The sequence below is a fragment of the Bacillus sp. FSL R9-9834 genome (assembly GCF_038006905.1).
In the GTDB taxonomy this organism is placed as follows: domain Bacteria; phylum Bacillota; class Bacilli; order Bacillales; family Bacillaceae_G; genus Bacillus_A; species Bacillus_A pacificus.
On record NZ_JBBOWD010000001.1, the window covers coordinates 5265706 to 5287837 of the forward strand.

At 36.6% G+C, this 22132-nt stretch carries 23 protein-coding genes and 4 tRNA genes; 1 reads left to right on the forward strand and 26 read right to left on the reverse strand.

What is annotated here, in order from left to right; genetic code table 11:
* Positions 1-2 precede the first annotated feature (2 nt).
* The 16 genes from walR to MKY00_RS27585 all read right to left on the reverse strand — a co-directional run bounded on the left by walR (position 3) and on the right by MKY00_RS27585 (position 11646).
* Entirely contained in the window at positions 3-710 is a 708-nt protein-coding gene (walR, locus tag MKY00_RS27510) for a cell wall metabolism DNA-binding response regulator WalR (RefSeq protein ID WP_000971872.1), read from the reverse strand.
* A gap of 403 nt (positions 711-1113) precedes the next feature.
* Positions 1114-1186: transfer RNA gene (locus MKY00_RS27515), tRNA-Phe, on the reverse strand.
* 41 nt (positions 1187-1227) lie between these two features.
* A tRNA-Asp gene (locus MKY00_RS27520) sits at positions 1228-1303 on the reverse strand.
* A 21-nt stretch (positions 1304-1324) separates the two neighbouring features.
* Positions 1325-1396 (reverse strand) — tRNA-Glu (locus MKY00_RS27525).
* Between the two features lie 13 nt (positions 1397-1409).
* Positions 1410-1485 (reverse strand) — tRNA-Lys (locus tag MKY00_RS27530).
* 140 nt (positions 1486-1625) lie between these two features.
* Positions 1626-2915 carry an adenylosuccinate synthase gene (locus tag MKY00_RS27535; protein ID WP_000100224.1) on the reverse strand — a complete coding sequence of 430 codons (1290 nt, stop codon included), beginning with the start codon at positions 2913-2915 and terminating at the stop codon, positions 1626-1628.
* A 215-nt stretch (positions 2916-3130) separates the two neighbouring features.
* The gene (dnaB, locus tag MKY00_RS27540) at positions 3131-4492 is read right to left on the reverse strand and encodes a replicative DNA helicase (protein ID WP_001286244.1); all 1362 of its coding nucleotides are present in this window, start codon (positions 4490-4492) and stop codon (positions 3131-3133) included.
* Between the two features lie 27 nt (positions 4493-4519).
* Positions 4520-4966 carry a 50S ribosomal protein L9 gene (gene rplI / locus MKY00_RS27545; protein ID WP_000864231.1) on the reverse strand — a complete coding sequence of 149 codons (447 nt, stop codon included), beginning with the start codon at positions 4964-4966 and terminating at the stop codon, positions 4520-4522.
* Positions 4963-6936: a DHH family phosphoesterase gene (locus MKY00_RS27550; protein WP_001113898.1), complete on the reverse strand. Its 1974-nt coding sequence runs from the start codon at positions 6934-6936 to the stop codon at positions 4963-4965. Before MKY00_RS27550 ends, rplI begins: the two co-directional genes overlap by 4 nt.
* 78 nt (positions 6937-7014) lie before the next feature.
* Positions 7015-7896 (reverse strand): YybS family protein, encoded by an 882-nt coding sequence (locus MKY00_RS27555; RefSeq protein ID WP_074585820.1) that lies wholly within the window; start codon positions 7894-7896, stop codon positions 7015-7017.
* 134 nt (positions 7897-8030) lie between these two features.
* Complete coding sequence (gene rpsR / locus MKY00_RS27560) at positions 8031-8264, reverse strand: 30S ribosomal protein S18 (RefSeq protein WP_000918873.1); 234 nt, start codon at positions 8262-8264, stop codon at positions 8031-8033.
* A 45-nt stretch (positions 8265-8309) separates the two neighbouring features.
* Positions 8310-8822, reverse strand: coding sequence for a single-stranded DNA-binding protein (gene ssb / locus MKY00_RS27565; protein WP_000981966.1), 513 nt, complete (start codon positions 8820-8822; stop codon positions 8310-8312).
* 26 nt (positions 8823-8848) lie between these two features.
* Positions 8849-9139, reverse strand: a complete 291-nt coding sequence (gene rpsF, locus MKY00_RS27570) for a 30S ribosomal protein S6 (protein WP_001233778.1) — start codon at positions 9137-9139, stop codon at positions 8849-8851.
* Between the two features lie 191 nt (positions 9140-9330).
* Positions 9331-10431, reverse strand: coding sequence for a redox-regulated ATPase YchF (gene ychF / locus MKY00_RS27575; RefSeq protein WP_000524669.1), 1101 nt, complete (start codon positions 10429-10431; stop codon positions 9331-9333).
* A 115-nt stretch (positions 10432-10546) separates the two neighbouring features.
* The gene (locus tag MKY00_RS27580) at positions 10547-10744 is read right to left on the reverse strand and encodes a DUF951 domain-containing protein (protein WP_000436051.1); all 198 of its coding nucleotides are present in this window, start codon (positions 10742-10744) and stop codon (positions 10547-10549) included.
* A 20-nt stretch (positions 10745-10764) separates the two neighbouring features.
* Positions 10765-11646 carry a mechanosensitive ion channel family protein gene (locus MKY00_RS27585; protein WP_000365102.1) on the reverse strand — a complete coding sequence of 294 codons (882 nt, stop codon included), beginning with the start codon at positions 11644-11646 and terminating at the stop codon, positions 10765-10767.
* Between the two features lie 259 nt (positions 11647-11905).
* Here MKY00_RS27585 and yyaC point away from each other — a divergent pair, with 259 nt between their 5' ends.
* Positions 11906-12502 carry a spore protease YyaC gene (yyaC, locus tag MKY00_RS27590; protein ID WP_016719082.1) on the forward strand — a complete coding sequence of 199 codons (597 nt, stop codon included), beginning with the start codon at positions 11906-11908 and terminating at the stop codon, positions 12500-12502.
* Between the two features lie 20 nt (positions 12503-12522).
* Here the strand turns inward: yyaC and spo0J are convergent, their stop codons facing one another.
* The 10 genes from spo0J to rpmH form a co-directional block, all read right to left on the reverse strand.
* On the reverse strand, positions 12523-13374 hold the full coding sequence (spo0J, locus tag MKY00_RS27595; RefSeq protein ID WP_001051838.1) for a stage 0 sporulation protein Spo0J: 852 nt from the start codon (positions 13372-13374) through the stop codon (positions 12523-12525).
* Complete coding sequence (gene soj / locus MKY00_RS27600; RefSeq protein ID WP_000516114.1) at positions 13367-14128, reverse strand: sporulation initiation inhibitor protein Soj; 762 nt, start codon at positions 14126-14128, stop codon at positions 13367-13369. The genes spo0J and soj overlap by 8 nt, the downstream gene beginning before the upstream one ends.
* Before the next feature lie 189 nt (positions 14129-14317).
* A complete protein-coding gene (gene noc, locus MKY00_RS27605) occupies positions 14318-15190 on the reverse strand; it encodes a nucleoid occlusion protein (protein WP_000799023.1) in 873 nt (290 codons plus the stop codon).
* A gap of 104 nt (positions 15191-15294) precedes the next feature.
* A complete protein-coding gene (rsmG, locus tag MKY00_RS27610) occupies positions 15295-16014 on the reverse strand; it encodes a 16S rRNA (guanine(527)-N(7))-methyltransferase RsmG (protein ID WP_001019621.1) in 720 nt (239 codons plus the stop codon).
* 21 nt (positions 16015-16035) lie between these two features.
* Entirely contained in the window at positions 16036-17925 is a 1890-nt protein-coding gene (mnmG, locus tag MKY00_RS27615; RefSeq protein ID WP_016719083.1) for a tRNA uridine-5-carboxymethylaminomethyl(34) synthesis enzyme MnmG, read from the reverse strand.
* Between the two features lie 46 nt (positions 17926-17971).
* Positions 17972-19348 (reverse strand): tRNA uridine-5-carboxymethylaminomethyl(34) synthesis GTPase MnmE, encoded by a 1377-nt coding sequence (mnmE, locus tag MKY00_RS27620; RefSeq protein ID WP_000393772.1) that lies wholly within the window; start codon positions 19346-19348, stop codon positions 17972-17974.
* Positions 19349-19574: 226 nt separating this feature from the next.
* Complete coding sequence (gene jag / locus MKY00_RS27625; RefSeq protein WP_016719084.1) at positions 19575-20192, reverse strand: RNA-binding cell elongation regulator Jag/EloR; 618 nt, start codon at positions 20190-20192, stop codon at positions 19575-19577.
* Positions 20189-20956, reverse strand: coding sequence for a YidC family membrane integrase SpoIIIJ (gene spoIIIJ, locus MKY00_RS27630; RefSeq protein ID WP_000726761.1), 768 nt, complete (start codon positions 20954-20956; stop codon positions 20189-20191). The genes jag and spoIIIJ overlap by 4 nt, the downstream gene beginning before the upstream one ends.
* Before the next feature lie 52 nt (positions 20957-21008).
* Positions 21009-21356 carry a ribonuclease P protein component gene (gene rnpA, locus MKY00_RS27635; protein ID WP_000726627.1) on the reverse strand — a complete coding sequence of 116 codons (348 nt, stop codon included), beginning with the start codon at positions 21354-21356 and terminating at the stop codon, positions 21009-21011.
* 76 nt (positions 21357-21432) lie between these two features.
* On the reverse strand, positions 21433-21567 hold the full coding sequence (gene rpmH / locus MKY00_RS27640; protein ID WP_000831901.1) for a 50S ribosomal protein L34: 135 nt from the start codon (positions 21565-21567) through the stop codon (positions 21433-21435).
* Between the last annotated feature and the right edge of the window lie 565 nt (positions 21568-22132).

Here is a 22132-nt window from a genome sequence, read left to right on the forward strand (position 1 = left end):
TACTATTCCTGCTCTGGGTCACGCAAGTAATACCCTACTCCACGTCTAGTGACAATTAATGTAGGATGACTTGGATTATCTTCAATTTTTTCACGTAGACGACGTACTGTTACATCCACTGTACGTACATCTCCAAAATAGTCATAACCCCAAACTGTTTGCAATAAATGTTCACGTGTCATAACTTGTCCTAAATGTTTTGCTAAATAATGTAATAGCTCAAATTCACGGTGTGTAAGCTCAATATTTTCCTCACGTTTCGTTACACTATACGCATTTGGATTGATAACAATTGGTCCAATAACCATTTCCGTATTTTCTTCTTTTTCTGCCGCACCACCTTGCTGATGGCGACGTAAATTCGCCTTCACGCGAGCAAGTAATTCCCTCGTACTAAATGGCTTCGTTACATAATCATCTGCCCCAAGCTCAAGTCCTAATACTTTATCGATTTCAGAGTCCTTCGCTGTAAGCATAATAATCGGCATTTCTGAGCTTTTACGTATTTCACGGCAAACCTCTAAGCCATCCTTACCTGGTAGCATAATATCTAATAAAACCATATCTGGTTGTTCTTCAGTTGCTTTTTCAATTGCTTCATCACCATCATGCGCCATTACAATTTCAAAACCTTCTTTTTCTAGGTTGAACTTCAAAATATCTGCAATCGGCTTTTCATCATCAACTACTAAAATTTTCTTTCCCATCATCGTTTATTTCCTCCTTATAAAGTGAAGCTTTAATCAGCCCTCACCAATTGGGCTTTTACGGGCAGCCCTCCCTCCACCTAGCTTCTTTGCTTTCGCTGAATTTTAAGGTGGAGGCCTTACTGCCCATTAAATAGCGGGGTAAAAATATGGTCAATATCCCTAAACACATTGATGTCTACATAGTATGTCCCTATATGACCGCATCTTTTGCTTAAGTACTTTCTCCTCTATTCTCACAGACTCATGTATGATCCACTTTTACACGGAATCCTATACGATCTATAGAAAAACCTCTAGCTTCAACTGCTAGAGGCTCCTCATTCTATTTTAAAATAACTACTCAATTTTGTAAAATTACACAAATAAAAAGGATATTAAGTGGGCCCACTTAATATCCTGAGAGTGGCTCGGGACGGAATCGAACCGCCGACACGAGGATTTTCAGTCCTCTGCTCTACCGACTGAGCTACCGAGCCAAAACTATATATAAAACCACTAATGGTGGTATAAACAAAAGTGGCGGTCCCGACCGGGGTCGAACCGGCGATCTCCTGCGTGACAGGCAGGCATGTTAACCACTACACCACGGGACCAAAAATGAACATAAAAAAACATGACCCGTACGGGATTCGAACCCGTGTTACCGCCGTGAAAGGGCGGTGTCTTAACCACTTGACCAACGGGCCACGAAAAATAAAATGGTGAGCCATGAAGGACTCGAACCTTCGACCCTCTGATTAAAAGTCAGATGCTCTACCAACTGAGCTAATGGCTCATACTCACCAACGTCATATTTTCGTGACGACAAGATGTATCATAACATGTTTTATTTATTTTTTGCAATACCTTTTTTATTTTTTTATAAAAAATAAGAAAAAACTCATGCGGACATGAGTTTTTTCTTAAAAATATCAATTAAGCTTCGTATACGTTACGAACGATATTCGTTTGGTTACGATCTGGTCCAACTGAGAACATAGATAATTGAATTCCTGTTAACTCAGAAACACGTTCTACGTATTTTCTTGCATTCTCAGGAAGCTCGTCTAATGATCTTACACCAGTAATATCTTCTGTCCAACCTGGAAGCTCTTCGTATACAGGCTCACATTTCGCTAAAATGTTTAAGTTTGCTGGAACTTCATCGATAACTTCGCCATTGTATTTGTAAGCAACACAAATTTTAAGAGTTGGAATACCAGTTAGAACGTCGATAGAGTTTAATGATAAATCTGTTAAACCACTAACACGACGCGCATGTCTTACAACAACGCTATCAAACCAACCTACGCGGCGTGGACGACCAGTTGTCGTTCCATACTCACGACCAACTTCACGAATTTGATGACCAATTTCGTCATGAAGCTCCGTAGGGAATGGACCATCACCTACGCGGCTTGTATATGCTTTACATACACCTACAACGCGAGTAACTTTTGCAGGACCAACTCCAGTTCCAACTGTTACACCACCAGCAATTGGGTTAGAAGATGTAACAAACGGATACGTACCGTGGTCGATATCAAGCATAACACCTTGTGCACCTTCAAATAATACACGGTGATTATTATCTAATGCATCATTTAATACAACAGACGTATCACACACATATTGCGCGATTTGTTGTCCGTACTCGAAGTACTCTTCGAAGATTTCTTCTACACTGAAACCTTCTGTATCGTACATTTTTTCAAACAAACGATTTTTTTGTGCTAAATTGCGCTCAAGCTTCTCTTTAAATGCTTCACGGTCTAAAAGATCAGCCATACGAATACCAATACGAGCAGCTTTGTCCATATATGCAGGACCGATACCTTTTTTCGTTGTACCGATTTTGTTATCACCTTTACTTGCTTCTTCTAACTCATCTTGTTTTAAGTGATAAGGCAAAATAACGTGCGCACGGTTACTTACGCGTAAATTATCAGTACTTACACCACGATCGTGTAAGTATTTTAACTCTTCAAGTAATGCTTTCGGATCTACTACTAAGCCGTTTCCGATTACACAAATTTTCTCTTTATAGAAAATACCAGATGGAATTAAGTGTAATTTATATTTAACTCCGCCAAAAACAATTGTATGTCCTGCGTTATTTCCACCTTGATATCTTGCAACTACTTCCGCATGCTCAGAAAGAAAATCAGTGATTTTACCTTTTCCTTCGTCGCCCCATTGTGTTCCTACAACTACTACTGAAGACATTATTAAAGCACCTCCGCAATTTTCAAACGATCTATTCAAACAATATAATTGTACCAAAACCGAAAAAGAAGTCAACCAAAAAACGAACATTTTTTTACCAAAAAACTTTTTCGTTCGTAAGAATTATATTTTCACACTATGAAAGCCTTATCTTTTCTATAAAAAAAAAGAAACACATCTTATTATAAGAAATGCGTTTCTTTTTTATACTATCGTTATGCCGGCGGCGCATGTCCATCTTCGAAGCGACGTTCTAAGTTAACGAACTTATTGAACTCTTTAACGAATGCGAGCTCTACTGAGCCTACTGGACCATTACGCTGCTTTGCAATAATAATTTCAATCGTATTTTTATTTTCCGTTTCTCGGTCATAGTAATCTTCACGATATAGAAAGGCTACGATATCGGCATCCTGCTCGATACTTCCCGATTCACGAATATCAGACATCATCGGACGTTTATCTTGACGAGATTCTACACCACGAGATAACTGTGACAAGGCAATAACAGGAACTTGTAATTCACGCGCAATCCCTTTTAGTGTACGAGAAATCTCAGATACTTCCTGCTGACGGTTCTCTCCTGATTTCCCACTTCCTTGAATAAGCTGTAAGTAGTCAATCAAGATCATACCAAGACCCTGTTCCTGTTTTAATCTACGACATTTTGCTCGAATCTCATTTACTTTAATCCCCGGCGTATCATCAATATAAATACCAGCATTAGAAAGGCTACCCATTGCCATCGTTAATTTCGCCCAATCATCAGAAGTTAACGATCCGGTACGAAGTCTTTGTGCATCAATATTCCCTTCTGCACAAAGCATACGCATAACAAGCTGATCAGCACCCATCTCTAGACTAAAAATCGCTACATTTTCATCCGTTTTCGTCGCTACGTTTTGTGCGATATTTAATGAAAATGCCGTTTTACCTACCGACGGACGTGCCGCCACGATGATTAAATCATTTCGTTGGAACCCTGCCGTCATCTTATCTAATTCAGTAAATCCAGTCGGTATCCCGGTCACTTCACCTTTTTGATTATGCAAAAGTTCGATTTTATCGTAAGCATCTACAAGAACGTCTTTAATATTTTGGAATGCTTTCGCATTCGTCTGATGAGATACTTCTAATATTTTTTTCTCAGCCTCATTTAAAAGACCATCCACATCATCTTCTCTCTCATATCCATCAGACACAATATGAGTCGCCGTTCGAATTAAACGACGTAACAGTGCTTTTTCAGCGATGATTCTTGCATAATACTCTACGTTAGCAGCAGTCGGAACAACTTCTGCTAATTCTGCTAAGTAAGAAACCCCACCAACTTCTTCTAGTAATCCTTGATCAGCCATCGCTGACGTCATCATTACTAAGTCAATTGGCTCCCCCTTATCAGATAGCCCAAGCATGACTTCAAAAATCTTTTGATGTTTCGTTCGATAAAATGAGTCAGGTACCAACAGTTCCGATGCTGAAGTTAATGCATCCTGATCAATTAATATAGCACCTAAGACTGCCTGCTCAGCTTCTATATTATGCGGAGGGGTACGATCAGCCATTACATCACTCATACGCAATCCTCCTTGCTTAACTTAGTTTTATTGTTCACTAACATGAACTTTTACTGTTGCTGTTACTTGCGGATGCAATTTCACAGTAACGTTTGTATAGCCTAACGCACGAATTGCATCATCCATTTCAAATTTACGCTTATCAAGTTTAATATTGTGAGATTTTTGCATTGCATCTACGATTTGTTTACTTGTGATTGAACCGAATAGACGGCCGCCTTCTCCAGATTTAGCCTTTAATTCTACAGTTAATTTCTCTAACGTTTCTTTTAATTGTTTTGCATTTTCAAGCTCTGCTGCTGCATCTTTTTCTTCTTTGCGCTTTTGAGCTTCTAAAGTTTTCATACTGCTATTTGTCGCTTCAGCAGCTAATCCTTGTTTTAGTAAGAAGTTATTTGCATAACCATCTGGTACGTTTTTTACTTCCCCTTTTTTCCCTTTACCTTTTACGTCTTTTAGAAAAATTACTTTCATGATTGTGTGCCTCCCTGTAAATAGTCATCAATAACAAATCGAAGCTTCTCCTCAGCTTCATCTACTGTAACATTTTTCATTTGTGTGGCTGCATTCGTTAAATGCCCGCCACCACCTAAGTTTTCCATAATTAGCTGCACATTCACTTCACCTAAAGACCTGCCGCTAATTCCAATGAAATTCTCGCCACGTTTTGCAATAACAAACGATGCAATAATTCCTGTCATTGTTAATAATGTGTCCGCTGATTGCGCAATAAGCACTTGATCGTAGTAATCATCGCTATCAACTTTTGCAATCGCAATTCCATTTGTATAAATGTACGCATTTTTAATAGCTTTTGCAACCCGTAAATACTGATTCATATCTTCTTTTAAAAGCTCTTGTACAAGTACAGTATCTGCACCGTGTGAGCGTAAATAAGAAGCCGCATCAAACGTACGAGCACCTGTCCGGAATGTAAAGCTTTTCGTATCAACAATAATACCTGCTAATAATGCTGTTGCTTCTAACATTGTCATTTTTAAATTTTTCGGTTGGTATTCAAGTAATTCCGTAACAAGCTCTGCCGTAGAAGAAGCATATGGCTCCATGTAAACAAGCAACGGATCCTCAATAAAGTCTTCTCCTCGGCGATGATGGTCAATCACAACTACATTTTCAATTTTGCGTAACAGCTTTTCTTCCATCACCATTGAAGGTTTATGCGTATCAACAACAACAAGTAAGGAATCATCATTTGCAAATTCCATCGCTTGTTCTGGTGTAATAAAGTGAGACCATAACTCTTCATTTTGTTTCACTTTATCCATTAAACGCTTAATTCCCTTATCAGAATCATTTTCATCGAGCACAATATATCCTTTGCGCTCATTTAATTGCGCTACCTTTAAAATACCAATCGCAGCACCAATTGCGTCCATATCAGGAGCCCTATGCCCCATTATAATGACATTGCTACTTTCTAATACTAAATCCTTTAATGCATGCGAAATCACTCTGGCACGTACACGAGTACGTTTTTCCACCGGATTTGTCTTACCACCATAAAACTTAACTTTACCTGTCGCTTGTTTAATAGCTACTTGATCTCCACCACGCCCAAGCGCAAGATCTAAACCTGATTGAGCCATTGCCCCAAGCTCGGATAAAGGTAAATCACCGGATCCAACACCTACACTTAATGTAAGTGGTATATTCCTTTTAGATGTTTCTTCACGTACTTGATCTAAAATGCTAAATTTCCCTTTCTCCATCTGCGCTAAAATACTTTCATTTAACACAACGAAGAATCTTTCTGAAGATGCACGTTTTAAATATGCCCCATACTTAACGGCCCACTCATTTAGTCTTGATGTTACAAGACTTGTTATATTCGTACGTAATTGATCATCCAACCCTTGTGTAACTTCATCATAATTATCTAAATAAATGACAGCTAAAACAGTACGTTGATCCTCGTACATCTTTTCAATCTCTGTTTGTTCTGTTACATCAAAGAAATAAATTAACTTTTCTTCTTTCCTTACAAAGACACGAAACTTTCGATTATTTAAAGAGACTATATCATCGGACGTTTCTCCCTTAATAAAAAGAAGTAACGTTTCTGATACATCATAAAGGTGCCATCCAGCTAATGCATGCTGCCCCAGACATGAAGATAAATAAGGATTTGCCCAATCAATCCCATAATCCTTATTGTATAACAAAATACCAATTGGCATCTGGTTAAATGCCTCATTACTCACTTTCTTTACCCTTGTAATCATATCTGTCGTATGTTTTTCAAAATTCTTTTGGAAAGTAAGTTCAAATCGTACAACAACAAAAAGGACGATACAAAAAATAAAGAAGGAGACTATCCCCATTAGTAAATGAAAATAACAGAGAATTGAAATGAGCACAAACACAAAAAATGCCAATACGTAAACAGGATATAAAAACCACTGTTTCTTATAAAATTCAGGCATGTATACAACTCCTATAAAGTAAAACTAACTCACCTTCCAGTTAGTAATACAGATTAAAATAGTATAAGGAATATTATTTTATCCTCCTATTTTAGAACGCAATGAAATCCCTAAATCAATTATACCTAAGATTGTCACAAGAGGAAACAGCATCGGGATAAACATGCAGGCGATAAAACTAATAATAGGAACCCCTTTCGTAAAACCTTTGCTATGCGCTAGAAAAGTGATAAACGTCAGGCCTTGCAGCACTAGTAATAAAGCAAATATGACATATAGGTTAGAAAATACCATATGTAAATATGATGTCGGTTCTACTTTTATAAAAGTTGATAGCAAAATAAATATAACGTAATACCAAACAATACTCTTTGGTAATTGTATATCTTTGAACTTAGGCCAAGGTATAACATCATGCTTTAGCTTTTTTAAAGCACTACCTGATATTATTATGGTAATCCAAGAAAGACATACAGAAACCATCACAAGTATACTCGGGAATACCGCTTGTAATATATCATTCATTTGTACAAATAACTCTTTTTGCTCTTTACTAATCGGCATACCAGCAACACTTGCTATCTTTTCACTTTGCACTACGCTTTTATTAAACATATTTTGTATTTGCTTTATAAAATCTATGTTAAAAAACTTTATACTGGCAACATAAATGAGCATAATACTGATTAAGTATGCAAGTGAACCGGTTATTAAAATCTCCAATGGCTTTCTTTGTTTTCTATACATGCACCCTAAAACAATACCCATCAACCCAAATACGACCGTCTTTACTAGACCTATCGGCTGACTTACAAAAACAACAATTAAAAATGCAGCCGTAAAAATTACAAATGCATTCGATAATTTATATCTTATCGTTAACAATATAAATGGCAACGGCAATGCAAACGTTACAACTGTACCTAAAATCGGAACATACATAGATATAAACAATAACATTACATATATAGCCAACAACGCGGCTCCTTCAGTAATAAATCTCGCTTGCCTCACATTTTAACCTCTCTTTCAAAAAAGAAAAGCATAGCAAAATGCACAGTAGAGTCCGACTCTACTGTGCATTTCATACGCTATTATTCACCAACATATGGTAAAAGTGCCATTTGACGAGCACGTTTAATTGCAACTGTAAGTTTGCGTTGGTATTTTGCGCTTGTTCCTGTTACACGACGAGGTAAAATTTTACCACGCTCAGAAACGAAACGTTTTAATAAATCAACATCTTTATAATCGATGCGAGTGATGCCGTTAGCTGTGAAGAAACACACCTTACGACGTTTCGCACGTCCACCTTTGCGTCCTGCCATGTCTATTTCCCTCCATTCTTTGTTAAAACTAACAAATTTACTGTATTAGAACGGTAAATCGTCGTCGGAAATGTCGATCGGTTGACCTACATTTGAAAATGGATCGTCATTCTTCGTAAATCCAGAGTTACCTTGGTTACCTGAATTACTAGATTGACCAAATGGGTTAGAGCCTTGGTTACCGAAACCAGCTCCTGATGGTTGCTGATTAAATGAACCGCGTTGCTCCCCACCGCCATTACGCGGCTCTAAAAATTGTACGCTTTCCGCAAGAACTTCTGTTACGTATACACGTTTACCATCTTGTCCCTCGTAATTACGAGTTTGAAGACGTCCATCTACGCCTGCTAAGCTACCTTTTTTCAAATAATTTGCTACGTTTTCTGCTTGTTTACGCCATATTACACAATTAATAAAGTCAGCTTCACGCTCACCTTGTTGATTGGCAAATGCGCGATTCACAGCTAACGTAAAAGTAGCTACTGCAACACCATTGGGCGTGTAACGTAAGTCAGGGTCCTTAGTTAAACGACCAACGAGGATAACACGATTCATCAATCGAACCACTCTCCCTTATATATCAATTATTTTTCTTCTTCTTTAACAACGATATGACGAAGGATGTCTTCGTTGATCTTAGCTAAACGGTCGAATTCGTTAATCGCTTCTGCGTTAGATTTCACGTTTAAGATCATGTAGAAACCTTCACGTAAGTCGTTGATTTCGTAAGCTAAACGACGCTTACCCCACTCTTTCGTGTTAATGATTTCTGCACCATTGTTTGTTAAAACACCTGCAAAACGTTCAACTAAAGCTTTTTGAGCTTCTTCTTCAACGCCAGGACGAATGATGTACATAATTTCGTACTTTCTCATTACACTTTCACCTCCTTTTGGTCTAAACGGCCCATAATGGGCAAGGAGCAATTAATTTATAGTAATTACTCACGAGTTTAGATTATATCATAGTAAGTTAGATGAATCAACTCACCCATACATAAAAAACTTGGCAAACATATAATATATTTGCCAAGCTCATATCTTTATTTTTCCTAGGAAATATTAAATTAAACGTTAAAACGGAAGTGCATAACATCTCCGTCTTTTACGATATACTCTTTTCCTTCTAAACGAACTTTACCAGCTTCTTTTGCAGCTGTCATAGAACCATTTGTCATTAAGTCTTCGTAAGAAACTGTTTCTGCACGAATAAATCCACGCTCAAAGTCTGTATGAATTACACCAGCACATTGTGGTGCTTTCATTCCTTGTTTGAATGTCCATGCACGTACTTCTTGTACACCAGCTGTGAAGTAAGTAGCAAGTCCTAATAAATCATATGCAGCACGAATTAATTGATCTAAACCAGATTCTTCAATGCCTAGTTCTTCAAGGAATACCTTTTTCTCTTCTTCGTCTAACTCAGCGATTTCTGATTCGATCTTTGCACATACAACGATTACTTGAGAGTTTTCATTCGCAGCAAATTCTTTTACCATTTGTACATATTTGTTTTCAGAAGGATCGATTACATCGTCCTCACTTACGTTTGCTACATATAACATTTCTTTCGTTGTCAGTAAATGAAGGCCTTTAACAATCTTCATTTGTTCTTCTGTAAATTCAACAGTACGAGCCGGTTTTCCCTCTTCAAAAGCTTCTTTTAAACGAACTAAAATTTCATGCTCATATACTGCTTCTTTATCTTTTTGTCTTGCTAATTTCGCAACACGTTCGATACGTTTATCAACAGATTCTAAATCGGCTAAGATTAGTTCTAGGTTGATTGTTTCAATATCATCAATTGGATCTACTTTCCCTGAAACGTGCGTAATATTTTCGTCTTCAAAACAACGAACAACTTGGCAAATTGCATCTACTTGGCGAATGTGAGATAAGAATTTATTTCCTAAACCTTCGCCTTTACTAGCACCTTTTACGATACCTGCAATATCAGTAAACTCAAATACAGTCGGAACAGTTTTTTTCGGTTCTACTAATTCCGTTAATTTATTTAAACGCTCATCTGGTACTTCTACAATTCCTACGTTTGGATCAATTGTACAGAATGGATAGTTTGCAGATTCTGCTCCTGCTTGTGTAATTGCATTAAATAAAGTGGACTTCCCTACGTTAGGTAATCCAACAATCCCAGCCGTTAATCCCATATTTTTCACTCCTATGTCTCAATCTTTCATCATTATAGATAGTAACGAAAAAAATGACAAGTTTCCTCCAAACGAAAAAAAGTAACAGCTACCCACTGCAACTGTTACTTTCTCTCTATTCTTCGTGCTTCACAAGTATTTTTTTTACCTTACGATCAAACTCTCTTCGAGGAATCATTACTGAATGGTCACATCCCTCGCACTTAATGCGGATATCCATTCCCATACGAATAATCTTCCAACGATTCTCACCACATGGGTGGGCTTTCTTCATTTCCACAACATCATACAAGTTATACTGCTTTTGCTCCATTCTCCAAACCCCTCTCCATACTAAATTGCTTTTTCACTCACTAATTCTTCACGATTATATAAAACCATACGTGGATATGGAATTTCAATACCATGTAGATCTAGACGATTTTTAATTTCTTTACGAAGTGCTCTCGCAATAACTGCATGTTGCATTGGCTCTACTTCAGCAATAACACGTAATATTACTTCTGAAGCAGCTAATGTTTGCACACCTAACAATTGCGGTGTTGTTACCATTTTTTCGTACTTTGCAGGTAATTCTTGTAATAAGTCTTCAATGACTTGCTCTGCTTTCGCTATGTCAGCCTCATACGAAATAGATACATCAACAAATGCTACACTATTACTAACTGAATAGTTCGTAACTTGAATGATACTTCCATTTGGTAAAGTATGAATTTCACCTGTCCAACTTTTTACTTTTGTTGTACGAAGTCCAATCTCTAAAACGACTCCTTCAAACTGACCAATTTTTACGTAGTCACCGACTGAAAATTGATCTTCTAGCAAGATAAATAACCCTGTAATAACATCTTTCACTAAACTTTGAGCACCAAATCCGACTGCCAAACCAATTACCCCTGCACCGGCTAATAAACCTGATGCATTAATATCAAACACACCTAAAATCGCAATTAACATAATAAACATAACAACGTATGCCACAATATTTTCAAGTAACTTCGCTACTGTAACTGTACGACGTTCTGAAATTTGAATTGGCGAACGACTTCCCATACGAAACGCATTCCGTACAACCGCTCTTGCAATTCGTACTACAATTGCACCAATTGTTAAAATGATACATATTTTTAATGTCGCAATTCCAATATGAGCCCAACGATCAGCATCTAGTAAATACTGTTTCGTAGCATTAAACCACTTCGTTAATAAATCCATGTACCTCTACCTCTCCAGCCAAAATTTCTTTTTAGTTATCCTTCTTATTGTATCAGAAGTCTCCTAATTGCTGAAAAAATTTTATGACTTTAATTCCATTTGTTAACCTACATACAGGTATAAAATGGAACGAATATATATATACTAGTACTATTATTTCCGTTCTCACTTAAATTTTACAGCAAGTACGCACTTATAGTTTTCCATTTCACTCACCATATAACATATTTTGAAAATTTATTAAAAGGATGGGTGCTTCATGAATATTGGAAGTTTTCGCTTACCTTTTTTCGAAAAAGAAACTCAAAATGTTATGCACCAAGATTTAGAAGCCTCCGAGACAATTAGTAACTTCTTACTTTCCCATATCCCTATTAAAAACCATATACCAATTATTCTCGTTTGTATCGGAACAGATCGTTCTACAGGCGATGCACTCGGGCCATTAGTCGGTACGAAACTAGAACAAGTAGGAATTACAAACTTCCAAGTGTTCGGCACACTGGATGAACCAGTACATGCGCTAAACTTAGAAGAAAAAATTCAGAATATACAGAAAGATAATCCTACTTCATTTATAATTGCGGTTGATGCTTGTTTAGGAAAATCTCAAAGTATCGGTTCCATCACTACCGGAATGGGACCTAGTAAACCCGGAGCTGCGATGAATAAGAAATTACCAGCAGTTGGTGACTTACATATTCATGGCATCGTAAATCTGAACGGTTTTATGGAGTTTTTCGTCCTGCAAAATACAAGATTAAGTTTAGTCATGAAAATGGCTGACGTAATCGCACAAAGCATAAAAGAAACAGACCAAAAATTATCTGTATTAAAAAAAGCAAACCATCTATAAATAATAAGATGGTTTGCTTTTTAGTTTTGCTGCGCTAATAATTCTAAAATACGATTTAAATCTTCTTTATTGAAAAATTCAATTTCGATTTTACCTTTTTCCTTTTTTGTTTCTTTAATTTTTACCTCTGTGCCAAACTTTTCTCTTAAGAACGTTTCGCGTTCTACGAAAAATATATTTCTCTCTTTTTTTACTTGTTTTGTTTCACGTGAAACGCGTTGATTAATCTCCTGAACAATTTTCTCTAATTGACGAACATTTAACCCTTCTTTTTCAATTCGTTTCAGTAAAGATTTCAACTGCTCTTCATCTTTTATCGTAAGTAAAGTTCTCCCATGAGCCATTGAAAGTTGACCATTTGCAATCATATCTTGCACAAAAGAAGGGAGGCTTAATAATCGCGTATAGTTTGCAATGTAAGGTCTACTCTTACCAAGACGTTTTGCTAATTGTTCTTGCGTCACATTTAGCTCATTCATTAACATTTGATATGCCATTGCTTCTTCCATTGGATTTAAATCTTCTCGTTGTAAGTTTTCAAGCAATGCAAACTCCATCATTTGCTGCTCATTTAATTGTCTTACAACGGCAGGTACTTTTTCGAGTCCCGCCTCTTTAGCAGCACGATATCTTCTTTCACCTGCAACAATTTCATATCCTTTAATACTCTTTCTAGCAATTAATGGTTGTAATATGCCGTGCTCTTTAATAGAGGCCGATAATTCCTGAATCGCCTCTTTATTAAAGTGTTTACGTGGTTGATATGGATTCGGTCTTAATTCAGTTATCGTAATCTCCTGAATTGTCTCTTCTTCTTTCACATCTAAATCAGGAAAAAACACATTGATTCCTCTTCCTAATCCTTTAGCCACCTGCAATCACTTCCTCTGCTAAATCTATATATACTTCTGCCCCTCTTGATTTAGCGTCATACTGCATAATTGGTTTCCCATGACTTGGTGCTTCACTCAAACGAACATTACGAGGGATAATCGAACGGTATACTTTATCTCTAAAGTATTTTTTCACTTCATCTATAACCTGAATCCCTAAATTTGTACGGGCATCTAACATTGTTAGCAATACGCCTTGAATTGCTAGATTTTTATTTAAGTGCTTTTGCACAAGTCGAACTGTATTTAATAGCTGACTTAACCCTTCTAGTGCGTAATATTCGCATTGAACAGGAATAATAACAGAATCTGCTGCAGTTAATGCATTAATCGTTAATAACCCTAAGGACGGGGGACAGTCGATAATAATATAATCATATTCATCACGAACTGGCTGTAATGCCCTTTGCAAACGTACTTCCCGGGAAATAGTCGGTACCAATTCAATTTCAGCACCTGCTAATTGAATTGTAGCGGGTAGAACATCTAAGTTTTCAGTTGCGGTTTTCTGTATAACCCCTTGAACATCTGCATCTTCCACAAGAACATTGTAAATACATTGATCTAATTCGGATTTTTCAATTCCCACACCCGTCGTTGCATTTCCTTGAGCATCAATATCTACAAGAAGGACCTTTTTACCTACTTGTGCCAATCCAGCCCCTAAATTAACAGATGTTGTTGTTTTTCCAACGCCACCCTTTTGATTGGCTATAGCAATGATTTTTCCCATGATGTCACCTACTTTCAACCTTTCTATCTTATTCTAGTAACAATTACGTTTATTGTAACATGAAATAAAAGTTTTTCTTTTATGTCCTTATTAAACTTCAAAATTTATTTGTAAACTCCTTCTTCATCTAACAAGAAAATATAGTAAAAGAGACCTATCCAATAGGATCAGGTCTCTAACACGCCATTATTATTTTTTCTTCGGAATTTGAATTGTAATTTGATAGTACTCGTCAAACTCTTCTTCCTCAGAATTAACATTTAAACCACTGTCAGCAACCATTTGTAATGACTGCCTAATTGTATTCATGGCAATTCTCGTATCTCGACTTACTGCTTTTTGCTTTGCCTTACGCTTCGGTTTTGCTTCCTCTAGTAATTTCGCAATTCGTTCCTCTGTTTGCTTTACATTCAATTGTTTCTCCACAATTTCCTGTAAAACCTTCAGTTGTAATTCCTCATTCTTTAAAGGGATGAGCGCACGGGCATGGCGTTCTGTAATACTTTTTTCTAATAACGCATTTTTTATTTCTTCAGGCAACTTTAACAATCGCAACTTATTTGCGATTGTGGATTGTCCTTTTCCGAGTCTTTGTGCCAATGCTTCTTGCGTTAAATTATGTAACTCAATTAGCTTTTGATATGCCACAGCTTCCTCGATTGCTGTTAGTTCCTCACGTTGCAAGTTTTCAATTAAAGCCACAGAAGCTGTTTCTGTATCATTTAAGTTTTTTATAATTGCAGGAACCTTTTCCCACCCTAATTTTGTTGCTGCACGGAAACGCCTTTCTCCAGCAATAATCTCGTACTTATCATCCTCATATTGCCTCACAACAATTGGCTGAATAAGTCCATGTGTACGAATCGTTAATGCTAGTTCCTCAATACGCGCGTCATCAAAAACGGTTCGTGGTTGATAACGGTTAGGGGTAATATTTACTATCGGAATTTCTTGTATTTCTTCATATACCTTTTTATCTATTTCTTCATGGCTTTCGTCTTGTAATTCGAATTCGCTCTCTTTATCTCCAAAGCCAAATAAACGAGAAAACGTATTTTTCATACATATTCCACCACCTTTAGGCCTATTGACTATTCTCCATAAAATGTTTCCTATGAAACATTTACGTTTTCATTTATATAATTTAATCTTACGTCTAATAAGATTTATTTTTCAATAGGTAATTTATTGGGTGTTCCCGGTTTGCGTGGATATTTCTTTGGTGTCTTGCGCTTTTTCTCGATTAATAAAATATTACGTTCACTTTCTTCAAACGGTAATTGGAACGTAGACATTTCTTTTAAATCCCCGCCTAGCACCTCTAAAGCATACTTGCCATTTTCAATTTCTTCGTTTGCTGCAGCACCTTTCATTGCAATGAATGTTCCCCCAACTTTTACAAGTGGTAAACATAGCTCACTTAATACTGAAAGACGTGCGACTGCACGTGCCATTACAATGTCATACGCTTCACGTACACCTTCTTTTTTTCCAAATGTTTCAGCACGATCATGACAAAACGCGACGTCACTCAATTCCAACTTTTGTGCTAAATGATTTAAGAAATTAATACGTTTTTGCAATGAGTCTACAATCGTCACTTTTAAATGCGGGAAACAGATTTTTAAAGGAATACTTGGGAATCCAGCTCCTGCGCCAACATCACAAATTGAGAATGGTTTTGAAAAATCGTAATAAAAAGCAGCTGTAATGGAATCAAAAAAGTGTTTTAAATATACTTCCTCTTTTTCCGTAATAGCCGTTAAATTCATTTTTTCATTCCATTCTACTAATGTTTCGAAGTAGATTTCGAACTGCTCTAACTGTCTAGAAGAGAGGGTGATGCCCTTCTCTTCTAGCATAGATTGAAATTGTTCTATGTTCATCTAACAATATCTCCTTACTATTTATTGGTTCGATACTCGCGCAATTTTTCCTTGTTCAATATACACAAGTAAAATGGAAATGTCCGCTGGATTTACGCCCGATATACGTGAAGCCTGCCCCACTGAAAGTGGACGAACATCTTTCAATTTCTGTCTAGCTTCTGATGCAAGGCTAGAAATCGCATCATAATCAATATCGACAGGAATTTTTTTACTTTCCATCTTCTTCATACGCTCTACTTGCTGTAAAGATTTTTCGATATATCCTTCGTACTTAATCTGAATTTCAACTTGCTCTGTAACTTCATCACTTAATTCTACTTCACTTGGTACTAAAAGATGGATATGCTCATATGTCATCTCTGGACGACGTAATAAGTCACTTGCACGTATTCCATCTTTCAATTCACTTCCACCAATATTGCGAATTAATTCTTGAACTTCAGGACGTGGTTTAATAATAATGCTACTTAAACGTTCCTTTTCCTGTTCAATTTGTAGTTTTTTATTTGTAAATTGCTCATAGCGTTCTTCTTTAATTAATCCAATTTCATGACCAATTTCAGTTAAACGAAGATCCGCATTATCATGGCGTAATAATAGACGATACTCTGCACGAGACGTTAATAAACGATATGGTTCATTCGTCCCTTTCGTTACAAGATCATCAATTAAGACACCAATATAAGCATCCTCACGACCTAAAATAACTTCTTTTTTACCTAAAGAACGACATGCTGCATTAATTCCGGCCATAAGCCCTTGTCCTGCCGCCTCTTCGTAACCAGAAGTTCCGTTAATTTGTCCTGCTGTATATAAATTTTTAATTTTTTTCGTTTCAAGTGTTGGCCATAGTTGCGTTGGCACAATTGCATCATATTCAATTGCATAACCTGTACGCATCATTTCAACATTTTCTAGACCAGGGATTGTTCTAAGCATATCACGCTGTACGTCTTCTGGTAAGCTTGTGGATAAACCTTGTACGTACACTTCTTGTGTGTTACGTCCTTCTGGCTCTAAGAAAATTTGATGACGTGGTTTATCATTAAACCTTACTACCTTGTCTTCAATTGAAGGACAATATCTAGGACCTGTTCCCTTAATCATACCAGAATACATAGCTGAGCGATGTAGGTTTTCATCTATTAAACGATGTGTTTCCGTACTCGTATACGTTAACCAACATGGAATTTGATCCATAATAAACTTTGTCGTTTCAAAAGAGAAAGCTCGTGGCTTATCATCACCTGGCTGAATTTCTGTTTTACTGTAATCAATCGTATTACTATTTACGCGTGGAGGTGTACCTGTTTTAAATCTAACAAGATCAAATCCAAGCTCCTCTAAATGTTCCGATAAAGTAATAGATGGTTGTTGATTATTTGGACCACTCGAATATTTTAAATCTCCCATAATAATCTCACCACGTAAAAACGTTCCAGTCGTAATTACGACTGTCTTTGCTGTATATTCAGCACCAGCTTGCGTAATTACCCCTTTACATTCGCCGTCTTCAACGATTAAACGCTCTACCATTCCTTGGAACAACGTTAAGTTTGGTGTTTCTTCAATTGTTTTCTTTAATTCATGCTGGTAAGAGAACTTATCTGCTTGTGCTCGAAGTGCACGTACAGCTGGCCCTTTACCTGTATTTAACATACGCATTTGAATATGCGTTTTATCAATGTTGCGTCCCATTTCTCCGCCTAATGCATCAATTTCACGAACAACAATCCCTTTTGCTGGTCCACCAACAGAAGGGTTACATGGCATAAACGCTACCATATCTAAGTTAATTGTTAACATTAATGTTTTGGAGCCCATTCGTGCTGCCGCAAGACCAGCTTCACATCCTGCATGACCTGCACCGATTACTATGACATCGTATGAACCGGCATTGTATCCCATTGTTTATTCCTCCTAATAATCTCTATCTTTCTGAAACATCACTATATTATTTTCCTAAACAAAATTGAGAGAACAACTGGTCAATTAAGCTTTCATGAACGGTGTCACCAGTAATTTCACCAAGTATTTCCCACGTTCTTGTTAAATCAATCTGCACCATATCAATTGGAACACCATTTTCTATCGCCTCAATTGCATCTCCAATTGTTTTTCCTGCTTGTGTTAATAATCCAATATGTCTCGCGTTAGAAACATATGTTACATCTGCAGAATCAATTGTTCCTTCAAAGAATAAATCAGCGATTGCCGTTTCAAGCTCATCTATCCCCTGTTCCTCAATTAACGACGTTGTAATAATACGATTCCCCGCTGCCAATTCTATAACACGTTCCATATCAATTGCTTGCGGTAAATCTGTCTTATTTACAATAACAATGAAATCTTTTCCTTGTACGGCACGGAATAGATCTTCATCCTCATTCGTTAAAGCTTCGCTATAATTAACGACAACTAACACTAAATCAGCTTGACTCATCATTTCTTTTGAACGCTCTACACCAATTCGTTCAACAACATCTTCTGTTTCACGAATTCCGGCTGTATCTATAAGTTTAAGTGGTACACCACGCACATTAACGTACTCTTCAATAACATCACGAGTTGTTCCTGCAATATCAGTTACAATTGCCTTTTTCTCCTGAACGAGACTATTTAATAGCGATGATTTCCCAACATTAGGTCTACCGATGATTGCAGTAGCAATACCTTCACGTAAAATCTTTCCTTGCTTCGATGTTTCTAATATTTTTGCAATTTCAGCACGAACATGTGTAGCTTTCTCAATTAAAATATTATGTGTCATTTCTTCCACATCATCATATTCAGGGTAATCTATGTTTACCTCAACATGAGCTAACGTTTCTAATATGTCCTGACGCAAACGGCCGATTAATTTGGATAATCGTCCTTCCATTTGATTAATCGCTACATTCATTGCACGATCTGTTTTTGCACGGATTAAGTCCATAACAGCTTCTGCTTGTGATAAATCAATACGGCCATTTAAAAAAGCACGTTTTGTAAATTCACCAGGTTCCGCTAATCGTACTCCTTGCGCTAAAATAAGCTGCAATACTTTATTTACTGAAACAAGTCCACCATGACAGTTAATTTCTACTATATTTTCACGTGTAAAAGTCCTTGGTGCACGCATAATAGACACCATTACTTCTTCAATAACCTGATTTGTATCTAAATCAACAATATGACCATAATGAATTGTGTGAGAAGGAACCTCTGTTAAATCCTTCCCTTTAAAAATACGATTAACTTTTTCAACCGCATCATCCCCACTTACTCGAACAATGGCAATTGCACCCTCTCCAAGCGCTGTGGAAATCGCGGCAATTGTATCAAATTCCATGTCCTTTCACCTCACTTGCTTATTTATCTCTATTTCAACATGATTATTTTCTTCACTAAATTATTAGAATACCATAACGAACCTATCTACAAAAGAATAATAACTCATTTTATTATGTCCTCATGTAAAAAACACTAAACTTATTCACAGTGGATAAGTTTAGTGTTTTTTAGTTATCCACACCTATTTTCCCCTCAAAAAAACCGGCACTCAATTGAGTAACCGGTCACTTGGAAGATATTACAACATGTCGATGTGGTTCTTTTCCTTCAGAAGTTGTAATGATATTTTGATGATTAGATAATGCTTGGTGGATAATCTTTCGTTCAAAAGATGGCATAGGCTCCAACACAACTCTTTTTTTCGTACTTACTACTTGTTTTGCTAATCGATAAGAAAGTGCTTCTAACGTAGCTTTTCTTTTACTACGATAATTTTCCACATCTAGTGTGATACCAATGTACTGCTTCGTATTACGATTCGCCACAAGTTTTGTTAAATACTGTAAAGAATTCAAGGTGTTTCCTCTCTTTCCAATCAAAACACCTACATTTTCGCCGTAAATTGTAAATTCAACTTCGCGTCCTTTTACAATTTTACTAATCTCAGCTTCCACACCCATATCGTGAATAACATTTTTTAAATATTCTTCACATTCTTGAATTGGATCTTTCTTCAATACAACTTCTACTACTGCAGGTCGGTTTCCAAATAAGCCTAAGAACCCTCTCTTACCCTCATCGATAATATTTATATCTACTCGGTCTTTTGAAGCATTTAATTGTCTTAAAGCATCCTCTACTGCCAGCTCGACTGTATGACCTTTAGCAGTGATTATACTCACTTGCCTGATCCCTCAGCCTTACTAGCCTTAATTTCTGGTCCTTTGATAAAATACATTTGAGCAATACCAAAGATATTACCAACAACCCAGTAAAGTGATAATGCAGCCGGGAAGTTAATTGCAAAGATTAAAATCATGATAGGCATAAGCCAAATCATCATTGCCATTTGCGGGTTTTGGCCAGCAGTTCCTGCCATTGCAAGCTTTTGCTGAATAAATGTCGTAATTGCCGCAACAATCGGTAAGATATAGTACGGATCTGCATGTCCCAAATCAAACCATAAGAAACTATGCTGCTTAATTTCAGCCGTTCTCATAATCGCATGATAAAAAGCGAATAGAATTGGCATTTGAATGAAGATTGGTAAACAACCGGCTAATGGATTTACACCATTTTTTTGATATAACTGCATCATTTCCTGTTGTAATTTTTGCTGTGTCGCTTGATCTTTAGAACTATATTTCTCTTTTAACTTCACCATTTCTGGTTGTAACGATTGCATTGCTTTCGTACTCTTCGTTTGTTTAATCATTAACGGTAATAATGCAAAACGAATAATAAGAGTTGTAACAACGATTGCTAAACCGTAATTACTACCAAATAAGTTGGCAAAATACGTAATTAACTGAGAAAGCGGGTATACGAAATATTCATTCCAAATTCCAGTACTTTTCGGTGTAATCGGCTGATTGACTTCACTACAGCCAGTAGCAATTGCCATTAATGCAATAACCATGGCTAGTAAACCTATTTTCTTTTTCAAAGCCTGCTCCTCCTTGTTTCGGTATGTATATAGTGTAATTCATTTCCTTACGCTACTTTTTTATTCTTTTCATACCAGAGCGTTTAAAGACATGAATTAAGCTTTTCTTCAATTCTTCATATGTCATCTCTGCACAAGGCTTCCTTGCTATTATAACAAAATCTTTTCCAGAATCTATCTCATCTTTTAATTCTGTGATCGACTGGCGAATCATACGTTTAATTCGATTACGCACTACTGCATTTCCTATTTTCTTGCTGACAGATAGGCCAATACGAAAGTTTGGCTGTTCTTCTTTATCTAGTTGATAGACAACAAATTGACGATTTGCATTCGATTTTCCTTTTTGAAAAACCGTCTGGAATTCATCATTCTTTTTTATACGATGTTTTTTCTTCATATCAATTGACACTCCTGTAGTTCATCAGCGGAAATTCACTATTATTAGAAAAAAAGACCACTGAACGATCAGTGGTCTACGCAGATAATACTTTTCTTCCTTTACGACGACGAGCTGCTAGCACTTTACGTCCGTTCGCTGTGCTCATACGGCTGCGGAAACCATGTACTTTGCTGCGCTTACGTTTATTTGGTTGGTAAGTTCTTTTCATTATATGACACCTCCCTGAGGAATATCTGTTAAAGACAGTCTTATAAATTATAGTTAATCAACTAGGAAAATGTCAATGGTTCTAGAAATTTTCATCAAATATTCATTTTGAACCTATTCACATACTTTTTCACAGACGCTATATTTCCTTGTGGATAAATAATTTTTCTTGTTTTTTATATCCACAAACTCTTTTCGTACTTTTACACAGTATATCGTGTTGTGGACAAGTTTATTCCACAAGGTATTGATTTTGTGGATAACTTTCTTAATTTCATTGCTATAGCTACTTTTTTTTGATATTATAGTTGTGTTTTCACTTTGAATAAGTTTTCCACATCTTTATCTTATCCACAATTTGTGTATAACATGTGGACAGTTTTAATCACATGTGGGTAAATGATTATCCACATTCGCTTTTTTTGTCGAAAACCCTATCTCATATACAAACGACGTTTTTAGGTTTTAAAATACGTTTCGTATAAATATACATTTTATATTTATTTAGGTTGTACATTTGTTGCGCAACCTTATTCTTTTACCATCTTAGTAAAGGAGGGACACCT